At 69.6% G+C, this 20,962-nt stretch carries 17 protein-coding genes and 2 pseudogenes; 14 read left to right on the top strand and 5 right to left on the bottom strand.

Features of this window, described 5'->3' with window-relative positions:
* Positions 1–165 precede the first annotated feature (165 nt).
* Entirely contained in the window at positions 166–822 is a 657-nt protein-coding gene (locus tag RB628_RS31655; RefSeq protein WP_318324031.1) for an MBL fold metallo-hydrolase, read from the bottom strand.
* A gap of 30 nt (positions 823–852) precedes the next feature.
* A complete protein-coding gene (locus RB628_RS31650) occupies positions 853–1,539 on the bottom strand; it encodes a maleylpyruvate isomerase family mycothiol-dependent enzyme (protein ID WP_318324030.1) in 687 nt (228 codons plus the stop codon).
* A 223-nt stretch (positions 1,540–1,762) separates the two neighbouring features.
* On the opposite strand from RB628_RS31650, the gene uvrA reads away from it, so the two are divergent.
* The gene (gene uvrA / locus RB628_RS31645) at positions 1,763–4,795 is read left to right on the top strand and encodes an excinuclease ABC subunit UvrA (protein WP_318324028.1); all 3,033 of its coding nucleotides are present in this window, start codon (positions 1,763–1,765) and stop codon (positions 4,793–4,795) included.
* Positions 4,796–4,900: 105 nt separating this feature from the next.
* Here uvrA and RB628_RS31640 read toward each other — a convergent pair whose 3' ends face one another.
* The 3 genes from RB628_RS31640 to RB628_RS31630 form a co-directional block, all read right to left on the bottom strand.
* Positions 4,901–5,812, bottom strand: a complete 912-nt coding sequence (locus RB628_RS31640; protein WP_318324026.1) for a carbohydrate kinase — start codon at positions 5,810–5,812, stop codon at positions 4,901–4,903.
* Positions 5,809–6,873 (bottom strand): LacI family DNA-binding transcriptional regulator, encoded by a 1,065-nt coding sequence (locus RB628_RS31635; RefSeq protein WP_318324024.1) that lies wholly within the window; start codon positions 6,871–6,873, stop codon positions 5,809–5,811. The genes RB628_RS31640 and RB628_RS31635 overlap by 4 nt, the downstream gene beginning before the upstream one ends.
* A 116-nt stretch (positions 6,874–6,989) precedes the next feature.
* Positions 6,990–7,952 (bottom strand): hypothetical protein, encoded by a 963-nt coding sequence (locus RB628_RS31630; RefSeq protein ID WP_318324023.1) that lies wholly within the window; start codon positions 7,950–7,952, stop codon positions 6,990–6,992.
* Positions 7,953–8,258: 306 nt separating this feature from the next.
* Here RB628_RS31630 and uvrC point away from each other — a divergent pair, with 306 nt between their 5' ends.
* The 13 genes and pseudogenes from uvrC to RB628_RS31565 form a co-directional block, all read left to right on the top strand.
* The gene (gene uvrC / locus RB628_RS31625; protein ID WP_318324022.1) at positions 8,259–10,352 is read left to right on the top strand and encodes an excinuclease ABC subunit UvrC; all 2,094 of its coding nucleotides are present in this window, start codon (positions 8,259–8,261) and stop codon (positions 10,350–10,352) included.
* Positions 10,349–11,434: an RNase adapter RapZ gene (gene rapZ, locus RB628_RS31620; RefSeq protein WP_318324020.1), complete on the top strand. Its 1,086-nt coding sequence runs from the start codon at positions 10,349–10,351 to the stop codon at positions 11,432–11,434. The genes uvrC and rapZ overlap by 4 nt, the downstream gene beginning before the upstream one ends.
* The gene (locus RB628_RS31615) at positions 11,431–12,498 is read left to right on the top strand and encodes a uridine diphosphate-N-acetylglucosamine-binding protein YvcK (protein ID WP_318324019.1); all 1,068 of its coding nucleotides are present in this window, start codon (positions 11,431–11,433) and stop codon (positions 12,496–12,498) included. Before rapZ ends, RB628_RS31615 begins: the two co-directional genes overlap by 4 nt.
* Complete coding sequence (gene whiA / locus RB628_RS31610) at positions 12,489–13,472, top strand: DNA-binding protein WhiA (RefSeq protein WP_318324018.1); 984 nt, start codon at positions 12,489–12,491, stop codon at positions 13,470–13,472. Before RB628_RS31615 ends, whiA begins: the two co-directional genes overlap by 10 nt.
* A 669-nt stretch (positions 13,473–14,141) precedes the next feature.
* Positions 14,142–14,591 (top strand): annotated as a pseudogene (locus RB628_RS31605) (M14 family zinc carboxypeptidase); the annotation flags it as partial.
* A gap of 11 nt (positions 14,592–14,602) precedes the next feature.
* Positions 14,603–14,851: a hypothetical protein gene (locus RB628_RS31600; protein ID WP_318324017.1), complete on the top strand. Its 249-nt coding sequence runs from the start codon at positions 14,603–14,605 to the stop codon at positions 14,849–14,851.
* A gap of 242 nt (positions 14,852–15,093) precedes the next feature.
* Positions 15,094–16,098, top strand: a complete 1,005-nt coding sequence (gap, locus tag RB628_RS31595; protein ID WP_318324016.1) for a type I glyceraldehyde-3-phosphate dehydrogenase — start codon at positions 15,094–15,096, stop codon at positions 16,096–16,098.
* Positions 16,099–16,229: 131 nt separating this feature from the next.
* Positions 16,230–17,441, top strand: a complete 1,212-nt coding sequence (locus RB628_RS31590; protein ID WP_318324014.1) for a phosphoglycerate kinase — start codon at positions 16,230–16,232, stop codon at positions 17,439–17,441.
* 8 nt (positions 17,442–17,449) lie between these two features.
* A complete protein-coding gene (tpiA, locus tag RB628_RS31585; protein ID WP_318324013.1) occupies positions 17,450–18,226 on the top strand; it encodes a triose-phosphate isomerase in 777 nt (258 codons plus the stop codon).
* Positions 18,227–18,355: 129 nt separating this feature from the next.
* Positions 18,356–18,586 (top strand): preprotein translocase subunit SecG, encoded by a 231-nt coding sequence (secG, locus tag RB628_RS31580; RefSeq protein ID WP_055529234.1) that lies wholly within the window; start codon positions 18,356–18,358, stop codon positions 18,584–18,586.
* A 244-nt stretch (positions 18,587–18,830) separates the two neighbouring features.
* A complete protein-coding gene (locus RB628_RS31575) occupies positions 18,831–19,166 on the top strand; it encodes an RNA polymerase-binding protein RbpA (protein WP_010352468.1) in 336 nt (111 codons plus the stop codon).
* Positions 19,167–19,299: 133 nt separating this feature from the next.
* Positions 19,300–20,613 (top strand): MFS transporter, encoded by a 1,314-nt coding sequence (locus RB628_RS31570; protein WP_318324006.1) that lies wholly within the window; start codon positions 19,300–19,302, stop codon positions 20,611–20,613.
* A 66-nt stretch (positions 20,614–20,679) separates the two neighbouring features.
* Positions 20,680–20,962, top strand: a pseudogene (locus RB628_RS31565) (glucose-6-phosphate isomerase); the annotation flags it as partial.

The following is a 20,962-nucleotide window of genomic DNA, read 5'->3' as shown; positions in this document are numbered from 1 at the left end:
TCGTCCTGCGCGGGGCTGCCTTCATTGGACTACGCCGGCGCGCACGCCGGGAGCGCCTGCGCGTTACCGGCGTGTGTGTTCGTTTCGCACGGGGCACGCATTCATCAACTGCACGCCCCAAAGGCGGAGTTCACCACCTCGTGTGCGCAGTCCCCGCCGGCCGGCTCACCAACCCCGGGCGTGCCACTCCGGCAGGTGGGGTCGCTCCGCACCCAGGGTGGTGTCGTTGCCGTGTCCCGGATAGACCCAGCTCTCGTCCGGGAGCGGGGCGAAGATCTTCGTCTCCACGTCATGGATCAGGCTGGCGAAGGCCTTCGGGTCCTTGCGTGTATTGCCCACACCGCCCGGGAAGAGGCAGTCCCCGGTGAACACGTGCGGATGCCCGTGCGGGTCGTCGTAGACGAGCGCGATCGAGCCCGGCGTGTGCCCGACCAGATGGCGCGCGGTGAGTTCTACGTGCCCGACGCGGATCGTGTCCCCGTCGTCGACCGGTACGTCGGTCGGCACGGGGATGCCCTCGGCGTCGTCCCGACCCGCGTACGTACGGGCACCGGTGGCCGCCACGACCTCCGCGAGCGCCTGCCAGTGGTCCCCGTGCTGGTGCGTGGTGACGACCGACGCGATGCCATCGGCACCGATCAGTGTGACCAGCGTGGACGCGTCGTTCGCCGCGTCGATCAGCAACTGCTCGTCAGTGGCCCGGCAGCGCAGCAGATAGGCGTTGTTGTTCATCGGGCCCACCGCGACCTTGGTGATCATCAGGTCCCGCAACTCGTGCACATCGGCAGGGCCGCCGACCTTCACCGCTCCGCTGTACGTCATGACGTTCAGCCTATAGCGGCGCCGCCGGCCCTAGAGCGGGGGCAGCGCGGGCAGTGCACCGCCCGAGACGTCGAGTCCCGCTCCGTCGCGACGCCCGGCGAGCCACCCCAGCAGCTCGGGCGCCGGTCCGGTGACCGTGACCTCGGGTCCGGCCGTTTCGCCCCCCGTGCGCCACGCGCGCGTGCCGTCCGTGACCATCGTGGGCGGCACCTCGGGGTGGCCGGCGAACCGGTCGGCCAGAAACGTGATCTCCCGCTCCGTGAACTCGGCGGGGAGGTCTTCGAGCTCGTACCCGATCCCCAGGTCCACGTGGTGCAGCTCGACCTCGGCCCAGCGGCGGAACGGCACCCTGGAGGCCGTGTCGGTGACCCCGTTGCGCAGCTCCACCGTGCGCGACCAGTCCGCGGGCGCGGCTCCCGCGTCCTGGAAGCGGGCCGCGCTCTCCCGCACGTCCGGGAGCTGTACGTCGACGGGGCGGGGGGCGTCCCGGTCGATGTCGGTGTCCCGGGCCTCTGCGGACGCGTACATCGGCCGTCCCACGAGGACGTTCACGAGCGCGTCGGCGTTGCGGGCGAGGTGGGCGAGGACATGGCCCCGGGTCCAGCCCGGCAGTCGTGACGGCTCGGCCATCGAATCGTTGTTCAGTTTCCCGGCTGCGGTGAGCAGTCGTTCCGTCGCGTCGCGTACAGATGCCAGGTCGCGCACATGATCGGCCATGGCTTCGACGATAGCCCCGCCACACGTTCGGGTGAAGGCGGTGGACCTGGCCCGCAAATCGAATGTGCGTGCTATATGGTCGAGTGCGGCGTCGGGCATGCTGGATGGCCGGGGATTGTTACCACCCAAGGAATCCGACCGGCGTTGTCAGTGGCTCCCCCTAGTCTGAAAAAGCACGGGGGCCCCGCCCCTGTCACTTCTCCCAAGAAAGGTGCGGACCGGCGTGGCCGACCGTCTCATCGTCCGTGGCGCGCGCGAGCACAATCTCAAGAATGTCTCGCTCGACCTCCCGCGCGACTCGCTCATCGTCTTCACGGGCCTGTCGGGGTCGGGCAAGTCCTCCCTGGCCTTCGACACGATCTTCGCCGAGGGCCAGCGCCGCTACGTCGAGTCGCTCTCGTCGTACGCCCGCCAGTTCCTCGGCCAGATGGACAAGCCGGATGTCGACTTCATCGAGGGTCTCTCGCCGGCTGTCTCGATCGACCAGAAGTCGACCTCGCGCAACCCGCGCTCGACGGTCGGCACCATCACCGAGGTATATGACTATCTGCGTCTGCTCTTCGCGCGCATCGGCAAGCCGCACTGCCCCGAGTGCCGGCGCCCCATCTCGCGCCAGTCGCCGCAGGCCATCGTCGACAGGGTGCTGGAGCTGCCGGAGGGGAGTCGCTTCCAGGTGCTGTCACCGCTGGTGCGTGAGCGCAAAGGCGAGTTCGTCGATCTCTTCGCCGACCTCCAGACCAAGGGCTACTCCCGCGCGCGCGTGGACGGCGACACCATTCAGCTGTCCGACCCGCCCGCGCTGAAGAAGCAGGAGAAGCACACCATCGAGGTGGTCGTCGACCGCCTCACGGTCAAGGACACCGCCAAGCGCCGCCTCACCGACTCCGTCGAGACCGCCCTCGGCCTCAGCGGCGGCATGGTCGTGCTCGACTTCGTCGACCTGCCCGCGGACGACCCCGAGCGCGAGCGCATGTACTCGGAGCACCTGTACTGCGCGTACGACGACCTGTCCTTCGAGGAACTGGAGCCCCGTTCCTTCTCCTTCAACTCTCCCTTCGGCGCCTGCCCCGAGTGCACGGGCATCGGCACTCGCATGGAGGTCGACCCCGAGCTGATCGTCCCGGACGAGGACAAGTCCCTCGACGAGGGCGCCATCCACCCCTGGTCGCACGGTCACACCAAGGACTACTTCGGCCGCCTCATCACCGCCCTCGCGGACGCCCTGGGATTCCGCACCGACATCCCCTTCGCGGGCCTCCCGCAGCGTGCCAGAAAGGCGCTCCTGCACGGGCACAAGACCCAGATCGAGGTGCGCTACCGCAACCGCTACGGCCGGGAGCGTGTGTACACCACGCCCTTCGAGGGTGCCGTCCCGTTCGTGAAGCGGCGGCACAGCGAGTCGGAGAGCGACGCCAGCCGGGAGCGCTTCGAGGGCTATATGCGCGAGGTGCCCTGCCCCACCTGCGGGGGCACCCGCCTCAAGCCGATCGTCCTCGCGGTCACGGTCATGGAGCGGTCCATCGCCGAGGTCGCGGCGATGTCGATCAGCGACTGCGCGGACTTCCTGGCCGAACTGAAGCTCGACGCCCGCGACAAGAAGATCGCCGAGCGGGTACTCAAGGAGGTCAACGAACGGCTGAAGTTCCTGGTCGACGTCGGCCTCGACTACCTCTCGCTGAACCGCGCGGCCGGCACCCTCTCCGGCGGCGAGGCCCAGCGCATCCGTCTCGCGACCCAGATCGGCTCGGGCCTCGTCGGCGTCCTGTACGTCCTCGACGAACCGTCCATCGGCCTGCACCAGCGCGACAACCACCGGCTGATCGAGACCCTGGTCCGGCTGCGGGACATGGGCAACACGCTCATCGTCGTCGAGCACGACGAGGACACCATCAAGGTCGCCGACTGGATCGTCGACATCGGCCCCGGTGCCGGCGAGCACGGCGGCAAGGTCGTGCACAGCGGTTCCCTGAAGGAACTGCTCGCCAACGACGAGTCGATGACCGGGCAGTACCTGTCCGGCAAGAAGGCCATCCCGCTGCCCGACATCCGGCGCCCGCAGGACCCGTCCCGCCGGCTCACCGTGCACGGCGCCCGCGAGAACAACCTGCGTGACATCGACGTGTCGTTCCCGCTCGGCGTGCTCACGGCCGTCACCGGGGTGTCCGGCTCCGGCAAGTCGACGCTGGTCAACGACATCCTGTACACACACCTCGCCCGCGAGCTGAACGGCGCCCGCAGTGTGCCCGGCCGCCACACGCGCGTGGACGGCGACGACCTCGTCGACAAGGTCGTGCACGTCGACCAGTCGCCCATCGGCCGCACCCCGCGGTCGAACCCGGCGACGTACACCGGTGTCTTCGACCACGTCCGCAGGCTGTTCGCGGAGACGGCCGAGGCGAAGGTGCGGGGCTATCTGCCCGGCCGCTTCTCCTTCAACGTCAAGGGCGGACGCTGCGAGAACTGCGCGGGCGACGGCACCATCAAGATCGAGATGAACTTCCTCCCGGACGTGTACGTCCCGTGCGAGGTCTGCCACGGAGCCCGCTACAACCGGGAGACCCTGGAGGTCCACTACAAGGGCAAGTCCGTCGCCGACATCCTGAACATGCCGATCGAGGAAGCCCGTCACTTCTTCGAGGCCGTCCCGGCGATCGCCCGCCACCTCAACACGCTGCACGACGTCGGCCTCGGTTACGTCAGACTCGGCCAGTCCGCGACAACCCTGTCCGGCGGCGAGGCCCAGCGTGTGAAGCTCGCCAGCGAACTCCAGAAGCGCTCCACCGGCCGTACGGTCTACGTCCTGGACGAGCCGACCACCGGTCTGCACTTCGAGGACATCAGCAAGCTCCTCAGGGTCCTCTCCGGCCTGGTGGACAAGGGCAACACGGTCATCGTCATCGAACACAACCTCGATGTCATCAAGACCGCCGACTGGGTCGTCGACATGGGCCCCGAGGGTGGCGCCGGCGGCGGTCTCGTCGTCGCCGAGGGCACACCCGAGGAGGTCGCCGGGATCCCCGCCAGCCACACCGGCAAGTTCCTGCGCGAGGTCCTGGGCGCCGAGCGGGTCAGCGACGCCACCTTGGTGAAGGCCCCGCGCAAGACGGCCGCCAAGAAGGCGGTGGCGGCCAGGTCGACGGCGGCGAAGACGGCGACGGCGAAGACCGCCAGCAACACGGCGGCCAAGAAGACGGCCGGGACCACGAAGAAGACGGCGCCGGCGAAGAAGACGACAACTCGGGCCCGCAAGGCCTGAGCGATCGGCGAACTCGGAGACACGGCGGCCCGCAGGAACTCCCCGCGGGCCGCCGCGCTTTGCCCAACCAGCCCCGTCCCTGCCCTGCGGTCTGACGAACCACCCCTACAGAAAACCCAGTTCGGCCGCGTACGGCGGCTCCGCACCCGCTCGCGAGCAGGTGATCGCCGCCGCCCGCGCCGCGAGGCGGAGCAGGCCGGCCCAGCCCTCGGGGCTCAGGCCGGCCAGGGCCGCCGGGGACAGGGCGTCCCGGGCCGACAGGCCGTGCAGCAGCGCCGCGTTCACGGTGTCGCCGGCGCCGATCGTGTCCACGACGTCGACCTTCTCGCCGGGCACGGAGTGTTCCGCTCCGTCACGGGTGAAGACCGTCAGTCCGTCGCCGCCCCGGGTGACCACGACGGCCGAGGGGCCCGCGGGCAGCCAGTCGTGCGGGGTTCCGCCGAGCCACTCGGCGTCCTCCTCCGAAAGCTTGAGCAGCGACACAGACGGCAGCCAGCTCGTGAAACGGGCCCGATAGGCGTCCGCATCAGGGATCAGTCCCGCCCTGATGTTCGGATCCAGTGCTGTGAACACGCCCTGCGCGGCAGCGCTCCGCAGCAGTTCCTCGTACGCGCTCGCGCCCGGTTCCAGCGCCAGCGAGCAGGTGCCGAAGGACACCGCCCGGGTCGTGTCGGGGAGTTGGGCGGGGACCGTGAACAGCCGGTCTGCGGTGCCCTCGACATAGAAGGAGTAGGCGGCGGAGCCGTCCACGCCGATCGAGGCGACCGCGAGCGTCGTCGGCTCGTTGCCCCGCTGCACGGACGACACGTCGACGCCTGCCGCGCGCAGCCCGTCGAGCAGCGCCTCGCCGAAGGCGTCGGACGAGACCCGGGAACAGAACGCGGTGGGGGAGCCCAGGCGGCCGAGAGCCACCGCCGTGTTGTAGGGACCGCCGCCGAGCGCCGGCTGCAGATCCGCGAGGGCGCCCGCCGCGCGCGGCACCAGATCGATCAGGGCTTCACCGGCGACGACGATCACGAGACGGGTCCTTTCTCGGCCTGCGGGGAGTTCTCGGGGTGCTCCTGGCCGGCACACCCGCACGATTCGCGGTGGACGAACGTGCACGGGAGCCGAACCGTCCGGGTCGGGCGGTCCGGGTCGGCCAGGCGGTCCAGGAGCAGCCGTACGGCCTGGCTGCCGATCTCCTTGCCGGGCTGCGCGATCGCGGTGAGCCCGGGGGAGAAGAGGTCGGCCCAGGCGAAGTCGTCGAAGCAGCACAGCGCCAGGTCGTCCGGCACGGTGAGGCCGCGCTCACGCAGGGCGCGCAGGGTACCGATGGTCATCGCGTTGTTGGCGGTGACGAGGGCGGTCGGGGGTGCCGCGAGGGAGAGGAGGGCGGCGGTGGCCCGCTCGCCACCCTCCGACTCGGAGTCGCCGTGGGCCACGAGGCGTTCATCGTGGGGGAGCCCGGCGGCCGCGAGGCCGATGCGGTAGCCGGCGATCCGTTCCGCCGTGGTGCTGAGGCCGGGACGGCCCGCGACCAGGCCGACGCGTCTGTGGCCGAGTGCCGTGAGGTGGGCGATCAGCCGGGCCATGGGTTCGGCGTTCTCGGCGCACACCTGGTCGAAGCGCGGGGTGCCGCCCGAGGGCGTGTCGAGCAGCCGGTCCAGGAACACCGTCGGTACGTCGTGCCGTGTCAGGTAGGCGACCAGGCCGCCGGGATCCGCCGAGGGGGCGACGATCATGCCGTCCACACGCCGCTCGTGCAGCAGCTGGACGACCTTGCGCTCGTGCTCGGGATCGTCGTGCGGATCGGCGATGAGGAGGCTGTAGCCGTGCTCCAGGGCGCCGGCCTCGACGCCCTGGAGGATCTCGGTGAAGTACGGGTTGCTGATCGCGGACACCGCGAGTCCGATGGAACGCGTCCGCGCGGTGACCAGGGAACGGGCCAGCGTGTTCGGGGTGTAGCCCAGCACCTCGATGGCGTCGCGGACGGCCTGACGCGTCGCGGGGCGCACGACGCGGGTGTCGTTGAGTACGTGGGAGACGGTCGCCACGGACACGCCCGCATGCCGCGCCACGTCGGCCATCGTCGCCACGGAGCCCCGCCTTTCCGTCCCGGTCGGGCTTCAACGGCAGCAAGGTACCGCATACGCAGGAGGACGTAAACGCTTGCGCAAGCGTTTACGTAAACGCTTGCGTCAGTGGCGGCCGGTCACTCCCAGTCCCAGCCGATGCCCAGGAGTCCCGGTCGCAGCCTCGGTTCGACGAGGTGGACCGAGCGGTGGCGGGCGCTCAGCGGCAGGTCCTGGCGGCCACTGCGGGGCGCCGCGGCCGAGTGCTGGGCGAACCGGTGGCAGCGCACCGGCAGGGCCCCGTCGTCGAAGCGGACCTGGAGGGCGTACTGGCCGCCGGCGACGCCGAATCCGCGCACGTACTCCCGGGACACGCCCGCGGTGCCGTCCTCGACGGCGTACCGGAAGAGGAACGTATCGCCTGCCCGGAGCAGGGTGTCGAAGAGGAACTCGGCGACGAGCACACCGGTGTCGTGGTGCCGGCGTACCCGCCCCGTGCGGCAGTTCTCCAGGGCGTGGACCGACATACGGTCCGGCACGCACCCGGGGTCGCCGTGGTGGACGGCGACGAAACGGTCGGTGCCGTCCCGGTGGGCGCGCACGATGTGGTGGGCCTCGCGGACGAGGAGTTCGCGGTGCGTGCCGATCCGTATCCGTTCGTGCAGGCCCAGGGTGTGCAGGCCGCCGTCGAGCGGCGCCTCCAGCTCCGTCAGCAGCTCTTCCAGGACTCCGGAGGTCTCCACCAGGGAGCGGTACGAACGCGCGGCGGGATGCTGCGAACCGGCGCGTTCTTCGTCCTGGGAGAGCAGGCGGATCAGCGACTCGTCCGGCAGCTGGAGGATCTCCTCCAGGGCCCTCACGGCCCGCAGCGACTCGGGACGCTGCGGGCGGCGGGCGCCCTGCTGCCAGTAACTGAGGCTGGTGACGCCGACCTTGACCCCGTACCGCCACAGATGGTGCTGGACGCGTTGCAGTGGCAGACCGCGAGCGGTGATCGCGGCCCGCAGGGCCACATGGAAGGGGCCGTTTCGCAGAGCCGTGTCCAGTTCCGCTGTGGCGTCCTCCACGACGACGTCGTCCGCGTGCGGTGTGCCTTGGCGCATGCAGGGGGCCCTTCTGTGATGGTCGCTGCGGCTGGTCGGACCGCGCGCGTGGGTCGAACCGGGGCGGCCCGGCGGGCGTACGCGGCGTCCTCGCCCCCGTGTCTCATGTCCTTACGTGCGTACGAGGCCGTTCACCGCCCCGAGTTCCCCCGCATTGAAGCGTGTTGACCAGGACGGGACAACACCTGAGGCGCAACATGCGCAACTGCCGAAGCTCTCGCCTTCCGGCCCGGCCCTCCCCGGTGACCGGGGGCGTCGGTCCACAGGATCACCGCGCTGTCACACCCCGCCAGTAGGGTGTGAGACATGGCCGACCCCTCCAGCTACCGCCCCAGGCCGGGACAGATCCCGGACTCTCCCGGGGTGTACAGATTCCGCGACGAGCACCGCCGGGTGATCTACGTCGGGAAGGCGAAGAGCCTGCGTCAGCGTCTGGCCAACTACTTCCAGGATCTGGCCGGCCTCCACCCGCGCACCCGCACGATGGTCACCACGGCCGCCTCCGTGGAGTGGACGGTGGTCTCCACGGAGGTCGAGGCGCTCCAGCTGGAGTACTCCTGGATCAAGGAGTACGACCCCCGCTTCAACGTCAAATACCGGGACGACAAGAGCTACCCGTATCTCGCGGTGACGATGAACGAGGAGTACCCGCGCGTGCAGGTGATGCGCGGTCAGAAACGCAAGGGTGTTCGCTATTTCGGGCCGTACGGGCACGCGTGGGCGATCCGCGACACCGTGGACCTGCTCCTGCGCGTCTTTCCGGTGCGTACCTGCTCAGCCGGCGTTTTCAAGAACGCCGCCCGCACCGGCCGCCCCTGTCTGCTCGGCTACATCGGCAAGTGCTCGGCACCCTGCGTCGGGCGGGTCTCGGCCGAGGAACACCGCGAACTGGCCGAGGAGTTCAGCGACTTCATGGCAGGCCGCACGGGGGCGTACATCCGCCGGCTCGAACAGCGGATGACGGAAGCGGCCGAGGAGATGGAGTACGAGCGGGCGGCCCGTCTGCGCGACGACATCGAGGCACTGCGGAAAGCCATGGAGAAGAGCGCGGTCGTGCTCGCCGACGCGACCGACGCCGACCTGATCGCGGTCGCCGAGGACGAGCTGGAAGCGGCCGTGCAGATCTTCCACGTACGCGGTGGGCGGGTGCGCGGTCAGCGGGGCTGGGTGACCGACAAGGTCGAGGAGGTCACCACCGGCGCCCTGGTCGAGCACGCCCTCCAGCAGCTCTACGGGGAGGAGAAGGGTGACTCCGTGCCCAAGGAGGTCCTCGTCCCCGCGCTGCCCGATCCCGTGGAGCCCGTCCAGGAGTGGCTGGCGGAGCGTCGCGGGTCCGGCGTCTCGCTGCGCATCCCGCAGCGCGGCGACAAGAAGGCACTCATGGAGACCGTGCAGCGCAACGCGCAGCATTCGCTCGTGCTGCACAAGACCAAGCGGGCCTCCGACCTGACCACCCGCTCGCGCGCGCTGGAGGAGATCGCCGAGGCCCTCGACCTGGACAGCGCCCCCCTGCGGATCGAGTGCTACGACATCTCCCACCTGCAGGGCGACGACGTGGTGGCCTCCATGGTCGTCTTCGAGGACGGCCTGCAGCGCAAGAGCGAGTACCGCCGCTTCCAGATCAAGGGCTTCGAGGGACAGGACGACGTCCGGTCCATGCACGAGGTGATCACCCGCCGCTTCAAGCGCTACATCGCCGAGAAGGGGAAGACCGGGGAGTGGGCGGACGGCCGGGAATCCGGCCAGGAGGTCGCCGGCGTCCCGGAACCGGGCGAAGAGATGAAGGACGACGACGGCAGGCCCAAGCGGTTCGCCTACCCGCCGCAGCTCGTCGTCGTCGACGGTGGCCGGCCGCAGGTCACCGCCGCTCAGCGGGCGCTGGACGAGCTGGGCATCGACGACATCGCCGTCTGCGGCCTCGCCAAGCGCCTGGAGGAGGTCTGGGTACCCGGAGACGACGACCCGGTGATCCTGCCCCGCACCAGTGAGGGCCTGTATCTGCTCCAGCGCGTGCGTGACGAGGCCCACCGCTTCGCGATCACCTACCAGCGAGTCAAACGGGGCAAACGCTTCCGGGCGAGCCCCCTGGACGACGTGCCCGGACTCGGTGAAACCCGGAAACAGGCGCTGATCAAGCATTTCGGCTCGGTGAAGAAGCTGCGGTCCGCCACAATCGACCAGATCCGCGAGGTCCCCGGCATAGGCCTCAAGACGGCCGAGACGATCGCCGTGGCCCTCGCACAGGCGGCCCCGGCCGCACCCGCCGTGAACACGGCGACCGGAGAGATCATGGATTACACGGAAGACACGCAGAACGGGGAACCCGAAACGACGGCGGGTTCCTCGGGGCAGCCCGTAGCCGCGGGCGCCCCGGACGAGCGACGGGGGCAGGAGAAATGACCGAGCACGAGACACCGAAGGCCGAGCACACAGCAGAGGGCCAGACAGGTCACGCCGAGCACGCAGCAGAGGGCCGGACAGGTCACAAGGAAGCGGGCGATGATCGCTCGCGGCACGCCGGGGGCCCGGCACCGGGCGCCGCGGCGGACCAGGAACCACCGGGCCAGGAAGACGGAGAGCAAGTGGGTACGGGCATCGAGACATCCGGGGGCCCCGAAGCGGCCATCCCCGAGCTGGTGATCATCTCCGGCATGTCCGGAGCCGGCCGATCGACGGCCGCCAAGTGTCTGGAGGACCTCGGCTGGTTCGTCGTCGACAACCTGCCGCCCGCGCTGATCCCCACCATGGTGGAGCTCGGCGCCCGCTCCCAGGGCAACGTCGCGAGGATCGCGGTCGTCGTCGACGTACGCGGCAGGCGCTTCTTCGACAACCTCCGTGAGTCGCTTGCCGACCTGGCGGTGAAGGGCGTCACCCGGCGGATCGTCTTCCTGGAGTCCTCCGACGACGCCCTGGTGCGCCGTTTCGAGTCGGTGCGCCGGCCGCATCCCCTCCAGGGGGACGGCCGCATCGTCGACGGCATCGACGCCGAGCGCGAACTGCTGCGCGAGCTGCGCGGTGACGCCGACCTGGTGATCGACACCTCCAGCCTCAACGTCCACGAGCTGCGCGCCAAGATGGACGCCCAGTTCGCCGGCGAGGAGGAGCCCGAGCTGCGGGCCACGGTGATGTCCTTCGGCTTCAAGTACGGCCTCCCGGTCGACGCCGACCTGGTCGTGGACATGCGGTTCCTGCCCAACCCGCACTGGGTCCCGGAGCTGCGTCCGTACACCGGGCTCAACGAGGAGGTGTCCGCGTACGTCTTCAACCAGCCCGGCGCCAAGGAGTTCCTCGACCGCTACGCCGAGCTGCTCCAGCTCATCGCCGCCGGATACCGCCGCGAGGGCAAGCGCTATGTGACCATCGCGGTCGGCTGTACCGGTGGCAAGCACCGCTCGGTCGCCACCTCCGAGAAGCTCGCCGCCCGCCTTGCCTCGCAGGGCGTGGAGACCGTGATCGTGCACCGGGACATGGGACGGGAATGACGGGGCGTACACCGCGGCTGAGCAGGCTGCGCCGGGTGACCACCGAGGGCCGCGGCGGCAAGCCCGTCGAGGCCCGCGGCGCCAGGCCACGCCGCAGGGGCGCCCAGCCCAAGGTCGTCGCCCTGGGCGGCGGCATGGGCCTGTCCGCCTCGCTCGCCGCACTGCGCCGGATCACCGGCGATCTGACCGCCGTCGTCACCGTGGCCGACGACGGCGGCTCCAGCGGGCGCCTGCGCGACGAGCTGGGCGTGCTGCCGCCCGGCGACCTGCGCAAGGCCCTGGCCGCCCTGTGCGGCGACGACGAATGGGGCCAGACCTGGGCCCGCGTCATCCAGCACCGCTTCCAGTCCAAGGGCGACCTGCACGAACACGCGGTCGGCAACCTGCTGATCGTCGCCTTGTGGGAGCAGCTCGGCGACCACGTCCAGGCCCTCGACCTGGTCGGCAGGCTCCTGGGCGCGCACGGCCGCGTCCTGCCGATGTCCGCCGTACCCCTGGAACTGCAGGCACTGGTCAAGGGGCACGACCCGTCGCGGCCCGACGACATCGACACCGTACGAGGGCAGGCGACCGTCGCGCTGACGCCCGGCGAGGTGCAGACCGTGCACCTCGTGCCGCACGACCCGCCCGCCGTCCCGGAAGCTGTCGCCGCCGTCCTGGACGCCGACTGGGTGGTCCTCGGACCCGGGTCCTGGTTCTCCTCCGTGATCCCGCACCTGCTGGTGCCGGAGCTGCTCGAGGCGCTCACCGGGACGAAGGCCCGCCGGGTACTCTCGCTGAACCTCGCGCCGCAGCCCGGAGAAACCGATGGCTTCTCCCCGCAGCGTCATTTGGAGGTTTTGGGACGACACGCCCCTAAACTCGCCCTGGACGTGGTGCTGGCCGACGAGGCCGCCGTGCCCGACCGCGACTTGCTGACCGATGCCGCGAAGCGGTTCGGCGCCGCGGTCGAGCTGGCGCCGGTGGCCCGGACCGACGGATCTCCTCGGCACGATACGGAGCTGTTGGCCGCCGCGTACGACCGTATTTTTCGGATGCATGGAAGGATCGGCCCATGGCGATGACGGCAGCGGTGAAGGACGAGATCTCCCGGCTCCCCGTCACCCGTACCTGCTGCAGAAAGGCGGAGGTCTCCGCCGTTCTGCGGTTCGCCGGCGGCCTCCATCTGGTGAGCGGGCGCATTGTGATCGAGGCGGAGCTGGACACCGCGATGGCGGCCCGCCGGCTCAAGCGGGACATCCTGGAGATTTTCGGACACAGTTCCGAACTGATCGTGATGGCACCCGGTGGACTGCGCCGCGGCTCCCGTTACGTCGTCCGGGTGGTCGCGGGCGGCGACCAGCTGGCCCGCCAGACAGGGCTCGTGGACGGTCGCGGGCGCCCGATCAGAGGCCTGCCCCCGCAGGTGGTCTCCGGGGCCACCTGTGACGCGGAGGCGGCCTGGAGAGGCGCCTTCCTGGCCCACGGCTCGCTCACCGAACCGGGACGTTCCTCGTCGCTGGAGGTGACCTGCCCGGGCCCTGAGGCCGCGCTCGCCCTTGTCGGCGCCGCCCGTCGCCTCTCGATCGCCGCCAAGGCCCGCGAGGTGCGAGGCGTCGACCGGGTCGTCGTCCGGGACGGGGACGCGATCGGCGCGCTCCTCACCCGGCTCGGCGCGCACGAGTCGGTGCTGGCCTGGGAGGAGCGGCGGATGCGCCGCGAGGTCCGCGCCACCGCGAACCGCCTCGCCAACTTCGACGACGCCAACCTGCGACGCTCGGCACGCGCGGCCGTCGCCGCGGGCGCCCGGGTCCAGCGCGCGCTGGAGATCCTGGCGGACGAGGTCCCCGAGCACCTCGCGGCGGCCGGCCGGCTGCGCATGGACCACAAGCAGGCCTCCCTGGAGGAGCTGGGTGCCCTCGCCGACCCGCCGCTGACCAAGGACGCCGTCGCGGGCCGGATCCGCCGGCTGCTCGCCATGGCCGACAAGCGGGCCCAGGACCTCGGCATTCCGGGGACGGAGTCCAACCTCACCGAGGAGATGGCCGACGCGGGCTGACGAAGCCTCAAAGGAGGCTGATGGGCCCTCAACACGCCGGTGCCGGTGCCCGCTTCGGGTACCGGCACCGGCGTTTGCCCGGCCTTGGGGCACCCTTGACTGGATCATGAACTGTCATGGGCCTGGCACCTGTCCGCCATTGTGGCGGGTCATCGCTAGGGGGGTTCATGAGACGAAGAGCGAGAACGATCCTCGCTGTCGGCGCGCTCAGGCTGGGTTGCTTGCGGCGGTGCTCGACGCCCAGGCCGACGTAGCGGCCTCGACGGCGGGCACCGCCGCACGGAGGGCTCCTCACGAAGGAGCAGATACCGTTCCTGGGCACTGGGCGGGACCTCGTCCCCTCAGCGGCTCCGTCCCGAACGGTCTTGGACGGGCTGGTCACCCGCTTTCGCGCCCGGGCAGCGGCGCGTCTCATGGGCGCGGTCCGGTTCTGGGCGGGCGGGGTCTCTGGAAGACCGCGTGGCTCGTTCCGGCCAGGGACGTCGGCGAAGCCCCGCACCATCCTCCGGTGATGTGGAGGCGCCGAACGCCGGCGCCGGACCGAGTGCAACGCGGCCCCGTGTAAGACCGTATGCAGTGGAGCATGCCCTTCGAGCCAAGTGGCTAGCCTTGGTTCGACCTGGCCGAACTTGTATGCGGGATGAGCGATTATGTAAGGCGCGCGTCCACGAATGGATCACGCCGGAGATGACCCGGCGCCTGATGCACCACCACTTGGACAACTACTCCAAGGACCAGCGCATCGAGAAGGTCGTCGACACGGCCGAACTGTGGTTCGTCCTCTCCGTGAATCCCGACGGCTACGACTTCGCGCACCAGCCCGACGCCGACCGCCAGTGGCGCAAGAACATGCGGGACGTCAACGGCGACGGCGCCCACACCATCGGCGACGGCGTCGACCTCAACCGCAACTTCGCCTTCAAGCGGGGCTACGACGACGATGGTTCGTCCCCGTTCCCCACCAGCCGGACCTACCGCGGCGCCGGCCCCAACTCGGAGCCCGAGACCAAGGCCCTCGACGCCTTCGAGAAGCGCAGCGGTTTCGAGTACGGCATCAACTACCACTCCGCCGCCGAACTGCTTCTCTACGGCGTCGGCTGGCAGGTGGCCTCCCCGACAACGCCACCGTCGTGATCGGCGGCACGGCGGGCGCGGCCGAGGGCTTCGAGACGTCGCTGGGCGCCTGGAGCACCCCCGGACCGCCCGCGGGCAGCCCCGCGGTCATCAGGGACTGGGGTCTGTCGTGCGAACTGTTCAAGACATACGGAGCAGTCACCACCGGTGACATTTTGCTGCTGGGCTTCGGTCTGGAGCACGTCACCGCGGCGGCCGACCGGAAGGCACTCCTCGGCAAGGCACTGGCCGCGCTGAAGAACTGACCAGCCCCGTTCATCAGGTTCATCCGGTTCATCAGGTAATCGCGCCGATTCCGATCGGGTTGTCGCGGTGCACAACCTGGGCGGTCCGTACCCCTACTGGCGGGTACGGACCGTCCTGCCGTGTATGGGTCATCTCGATGTCACCACCGGGGCCTCAGGGAGGTAGGGTCGTAGGCGGTCGGGGACATCCCATACAACTCGCCGGCATCGAAAGCCGGCGTACCTAACGAGGAGATCGGTTCGTGACGATCCGCGTAGGCATCAACGGCTTTGGCCGCATCGGTCGTAACTACTTCCGCGCGCTGCTGGAGCAGGGTGCTGACATCGAGATCGTGGCTGTCAACGACCTGGGTGACACCGCGACCACCGCTCACCTGCTCAAGTACGACACCATCCTGGGCCGTCTCAAGGCCGAGGTGTCGCACACCGCCGACACGATCACGGTCGACGGTCACACCATCAAGGTGCTCTCCGAGCGCGACCCGGCCGACATCCCCTGGGGTGAGCTGGGCGTCGACATCGTCATCGAGTCGACCGGCATCTTCACCAAGAAGGCCGACGCCGCGAAGCACATCGCCGGTGGAGCCAAGAAGGTCCTCATCTCGGCTCCGGCCTCGGACGAGGACATCACGATCGTGCTCGGCGTCAACGAGGACAAGTACGACGCGGCGAACCACCACATCATCTCCAACGCCTCGTGCACCACCAACTGTGTGGCGCCGATGGCCAAGGTTCTCCTGGAGAACTTCGGCATCGTCTCGGGCCTGATGACCACGGTCCACGCCTACACCAGCGACCAGCGCCTCCAGGACTTCCCGCACAAGGACCTGCGCCGCGCCCGCGCCGCCGCCGAGAACATCATTCCGGCGAGCACCGGTGCGGCCAAGGCCCTCGGCCTGGTCATCCCGGAGCTGGCGGGCAAGCTCAACGGCATGGCGATGCGTGTGCCGGTCCCGACGGGATCCGTCACCGACCTGGTCGTCGAGACGGAGCGCGTGGTGACCAGGGAAGAGGTCAACGCCGCGTTCCAGAAGGCCGCCCAGGGTGAGCTGAAGGGCTACCTGGACTACACCGAGGACGCGATCGTCTCCTCGGACATCGTCAACTGGCCGGCCTCCTGCACCTTCGACTCCTCCCTGACCATGGTGCAGGGCAACAGCGTGAAGATCATCGGCTGGTACGACAACGAGTGGGGCTACTCCAACCGCCTCGTCGACCTCACGGTCTTCGTCGGTAACCAGCTCTGAGTACCGGAGCAGGCACTTCGATGTGAGCACAGGGCTCGGGCAACGCGACGCGGCGTTGCCCGAGCCCTGTGGCGCGTGCTGATCGATCCAGCCCCTCCCGGACAATAGAGCTATCCCTAGGAGTCCCCTTCATGAAGACGATCGACGAACTCCTCGCCGAAGGAGTCGACGGCAAGCGGGTCTTCGTCCGCGCCGACCTCAACGTGCCGCTGGCCGACGGCGTCATCACCGACGACGGCCGCATCCGGGCCGTCCTGCCCACCGTCAAGGCCCTCGCCGGTGCCGGCGCCAAGGTCGTCGTCGCCTCCCATCTCGGCCGTCCCAAGGGCGCCCCGGACCCCGTCTTCTCGCTGCTGCCCGCCGCCGAGCGCCTCGGTGAACTCCTGGACGCCCCCGTGGCCTTCGCCCAGGACACCGTCGGCCCCGCCGCCCACGACGCCGTGAACGGCCTCCGGCCCGGCCAGGTCGCGGTGCTCGAGAACCTGCGCTTCAACGCCGGTGAGACGTCGAAGGACGACACCGAGCGCGGCGAGTTCGCCGACCGGCTGGCCGCCCTCGCCGATGTCTACGTGGGCGACGGCTTCGGCGCCGTGCACCGCGGGCACGCCTCGGTCCTCGACCTGCCGGCCCGCCTGCCGCACTACGCCGGCTACCTCATCGCCACCGAGGTCGGCGTCCTCAAGAAGCTCACCGAGGACGTCAAGCGGCCGTACGTCGTCTTGCTGGGCGGAGCCAAGGTCTCCGACAAACTCGCCGTCATCGACCAGCTGCTCGGCAAGGCCGACCGCATCCTCATCGGTGGCGGCATGGTGTTCACCTTCCTCAAGGCCAAGGGGTACGAGATCGGTGCCTCCCTCGTCCAGGAGGACCAGCTCCCGGCCGTCACGGAGTACGTCGAGCGCGCGGAGAAGAACGGCGTCGAGCTGGTCCTCCCCGTCGACGTGAGGGTCGGCTCCGCGTTCCCGGACCTGAAGACCAAGGCTCCCGCGAACCCCACCACCGTCGCCGCGGACGCCATGCCCGCCGACCAGATGGGCCTGGACATCGGTCCGGAGTCCAGCACGCTGTACGCCTCCAAGCTCGCCGACGCCGCCACCGTCTTCTGGAACGGTCCCATGGGCGTCTTCGAACACCCCGACTACGCCGAGGGCACCAAGGCGGTCGCCCAGGCACTCCTCGACTCCCCGGCCTTCACGGTCGTCGGCGGCGGAGACTCCGCCGCCGCCGTGCGCATCCTGGGCTTCGACGAGAACGCATTCGGCCACATCTCGACCGGTGGCGGCGCCTCCCTCGAATACCTTGAGGGCAAGACGCTCCCCGGCCTCGCCGCACTGGAAGGCTGACCCCGCACATGACCACTCGCACGCCGCTGATGGCGGGCAACTGGAAGATGAACCTCAACCACCTTGAGGCCATCGCCCACGTCCAGAAACTCGCTTTCGCCCTCGCGGACAAGGACTACGACGCCTGTGAGGTCGCGGTCCTGCCGCCCTTCACCGACCTGCGCTCCGTACAGACCCTGGTGGACGGCGACAAGCTCAAGATCAAATACGGCGCCCAGGACATCTCCGCGCACGACACGGGCGCCTACACGGGCGAGATCTCGGGCCCGATGCTGGCCAAGCTCAAGTGCACCTACGTGGCGATCGGTCACTCGGAGCGACGCCAGTACCACAACGAGACCGACGAGCTCGTCAACGCCAAGGTGAAGGCCGCCTACAAGCACGGCCTCACCCCGATCCTGTGCGTCGGCGAGGAGCTGGCGGTCCGCGAGGCGGGCAACCACGTCTCCCACACGCTCGCGCAGGTCGAGGGCGGCCTCAAGGACCTCCCGGCCGAGCAGGCCGACACCGTCGTCATCGCCTACGAGCCCGTCTGGGCCATCGGCACCGGCAAGGTCTGCGGCTCCGACGACGCGCAGGAGGTCTGCGCGGCGATCCGCGCGAAGCTCGCCGAGCTCTACTCCCAGGACGTCGCCGACGCCGTACGCATCCAGTACGGCGGCTCGGTGAAGTCCGGGAACGTCGCCGAGATCATGGCGAAGCCCGACATCGACGGCGCACTGGTCGGCGGTGCCTCGCTGGACGCCGACGAGTTCGTCAAGATCGTTCGGTTCCGCGACCAGTGAGTATGCGCTAGCGGAGATCCGTCGTACCCTGGCGGGGCCGAAACTAGTATTTGGTGCGCCGAGCGTTCCGAATGAGAGTTCCGGCCCCGTCGTCCATCAGAATCCGAGGAAGTTGGTCCAGCCGTGGTTTTGGGGTTCTCGATCGCCCTGATCGTCTTCAGCCTGCTGCTGATGCTGCTGGTGCTGATGCACAAGGGGAAGGGCGGCGGCCTCTCCGACATGTTCGGTGGCGGCATGCAGTCGTCCGTCGGCGGCTCCTCGGTCGCCGAGCGTAACCTCGACCGCATCACTGTGGTGCTCGGTCTGCTGTGGTTCGCGTGCATCGTCGTACTCGGCATCTTGATGAAGGTGAACAACTGATCAGTGGCTGACACCGGTCGTCAAATACCGGTACGACAGCACATTACGCACGCACATTCCGCACGTAAGGCCCCATGTTCGGTACGCCCCGCCAAGGGCGGCCTATCATGGGGCTTGCGTCTTGGTGTGGGGCCTGTAACTCGAAGCACTGGACGCGCGTTGGGCCTTACGTAGACTGAGGCGCTCGCAACGAAGCGAAAACGCCGACTCGCTTCGCGGCACCATTACGCAGGGAGTTACGACCGTGGCAAGTGGCAACGCGATCCGGGGAAGCCGGGTCGGGGCGGGGCCGATGGGCGAGGCCGAGCGTGGCGAGTCCGCGCCACGGCTGCGCATCTCCTTCTGGTGCTCCAACGGGCACGAGACGCAGCCCAGCTTCGCCAGCGACGCGCAGGTCCCCGACACCTGGGACTGCCCGCGCTGCGGCTTTCCCGCCGGACAGGACCGGGACAACCCGCCGGCCCCGCCGCGCACCGAGCCGTACAAGACGCACCTGGCGTATGTACGGGAGCGGCGCAGCGACGCGGACGGTGAGGCGATCCTCGCCGAGGCGCTCGCCAAACTGCGGGGCGAGATCTAGAAGTCGACGGCCGGCCAGGCACCGAGAGGTGCCTGGCCGGACCCGTTTGACGGGGCGTCGCCCACCAGCTCCCCGGCCGATTGTCAGTGGTGCCCTCTACGGTTTGTGAACCGAAGAACCGCGAGGGGGAGTTGTGACGACGGTCGAGACGGCGGGAGCGTGTGTGCCCGCGTGGCGCGGGGGATTCGGACGGCTGTGGAGCGCCGCCGTACTCTCCAGCTTCGGCGACGCGCTGCGCACGGCCGCGCTGCCCCTGCTCGCCACGACACTCACCGACAAGCCCCTGCTCATCGCCTCCGTGACGGCCTGCGGCTATCTGCCGTGGCTCGTCTTCGGACTGCTCGGCGGAGCCGTCGCGGACCGGGTCGACCAACGTCGCGCCATGTGGACGGTGGATGCGGTACGAGGGCTGCTGGTCGCCTGCTTCGCCGTGGCCGTCGGCCTCGGGCACGCCTCGATCGGCCTGCTCATCGCGCTCGTCTTCGCGCTGACCACGCTCCAGACCCTCTTCGACAACGCCTCGACGGCCCTGCTGCCGGCCCTGGTCGACAGGGCGGCGCTCGGCGGCGCGAACGCCCGTCTGATGACCGGCCAGCGCATCGCCGGCGGTCTGCTGGCCGGGCCGGTGGTGCCCCTCCTCATCGCCCTGGGCGCGGCCGTCCCCTTCGCGGCCGACGCCGTCACCTTCCTGGTCGGGGCGGCCCTGGTCGCCTCGCTGCGGCCCGATGTGGCTGCGCGGGCACCGAGAGCGTCGGGCAGCACCCTGCGCGCGGAGATCACGGCCGGCCTGCGCACCCTGTGGCACGACGGGCCGCTGCGTGGCCTGTGCGCGGCCACGGCGCTGTGCAACGTGGGCATGGGCGCCCTCATCGCCACCATCGTCCTGCTGGTCACCGACTGGCTGGACGCGGGCAACGGGGGATATGCGGCGGCGATGACCGCGTACACCGTAGGCAGCCTCGCCGGGGGCGTACTGAACACCTGGCTGGTCGGCCGACTCGGGCGGATACGGGCCGTCCTGCTCGCCGGTACGGTGCAGATCGGCGCGCTGGTCGTCATGGGCTCGGTGCGCAGCCTGGCCGCGCTGGTGGCCGCCCTGGCCGTGTTCGGGCTCATGGGGATGGTGTGGAACGTCAACACGACGACCCTGATGCAGAGCCGCAGTCCCGCCGCGATGCTGGGCCGGGTCAGCTCGGCCTTCCGCACACTGGCGGTCGCCGGAGCACCCCTGGGCGCGCTGCTGGGCGGAGCCGTCGCGACAGTCTGGGGACTCAACACGCCGGCGTTGCTTGCCGCCGCCTTCTTCGTCCTGTCGGTCGCCGTACTGATACCGGCGCTGAAGCCGGACGTATCTGTGGGCGAAGACATATCTGCCGGCGAAGACGTATCTGCCGGTGAGGACGTATTTGTTGTTGGACCGGACGACGGTACGACGACAGCTCGATAAACGCGCTGATCAATTAGGTTGGGACTGGCAGCGGGGGCCCAGGCAGGAAAGAGGCGGAAGTCCGAGATGAACGCAGACAGCCGTACAAGGCTCAACCAGACGCCCGAGTGGACGGCTCTGGCCAAACACCGCGAGGAGCTGGCGGACACCCATCTGCGGGACCTGTTCGCGGCCGACCCCGGGCGCGGCGCCGGATACACGCTCCAGGTCGGTGACCTGCACATTGACTACTCCAAGCACCTCGTCACCGACGAGTCACTGCGGCTGCTGCGCGAACTGGCCGTCGCGACGGACGTGTTCGGGCTGCGGGATGCCATGTTCCGGGGTGACCGCATCAACGTCACCGAGG

Origin of the sequence: Streptomyces sp. ADMS, from assembly GCF_033441795.1 — a bacterium.
GTDB lineage: Bacteria > Actinomycetota > Actinomycetes > Streptomycetales > Streptomycetaceae > Streptomyces.
This window is presented reverse-complemented; position numbering and strand designations above follow the sequence as displayed.